The sequence below is a fragment of the Paenibacillus lacisediminis genome, assembly GCF_046567315.2.
The window spans coordinates 1-592 of record NZ_JBKIAX020000046.1 but is presented as its reverse complement, the minus strand read 5'-3'; the positions used below and the strand labels follow the sequence as shown (position 1 = coordinate 592).

Here is a 592-nt window from a genome sequence, read left to right as displayed (position 1 = left end):
CGTTGTCCCGGAAAACGACCACCCTGTGCACCGATACGCTACAAGCTGTATTTGTGAAATTGGTCCAAGCGATTCAGCATCTCCATCCGGATCGACTAGACAAACTGCCCGGTGGGAAAAAGCTGTGCCTTCTGGATGCGACCGAGCTGACGCTGCCCTTGCAGCGGGCCAGTTGGGCGAATTACTCCAAAAGCAAACACGGAGTCAAAATGCATACGCGCGTGGTGGTCGCGGATCCGGCGAAACTCGTCTATCCCGACCGAATAATCGCCAGCACCGTAGATGTAAATGAGACGGAATTGTCGCTTGAGCTCGTGACCGACCCTGAGGCCATTCACGTCATGGACCGCGGGTTCCAAAAGCATGAACACTTTGAACGATGGGACCAGCCGGCAAACAAAATCAACTTTGTCTCCCGCATTCGCGAGAATACGCAGTTCGTCGTGACACGGGACTTCCGGATCCCCAAAGCCGATCGGAGCTTCATCGTGTCGGATCGCAAAGTACTCCTCAACAAATGCAGTCGTCGGTTGCGGCTCATCGTCTTTCGCGACGAAGAAGAGAAGGAGTATTTCCTGATTACCAATTGCTT

Annotated in this window: 1 protein-coding gene; it reads left to right on the top strand. The window is 53.5% G+C overall.

The window, feature by feature from the left end; all coding sequences use genetic code 11:
* Nucleotides 1-53: 53 nt before the first annotated feature.
* Nucleotides 54-592: transposase (locus tag ACLD72_RS32200; RefSeq protein ID WP_458476520.1), on the top strand; the 539-nt coding region annotated here is incomplete at its 3' end.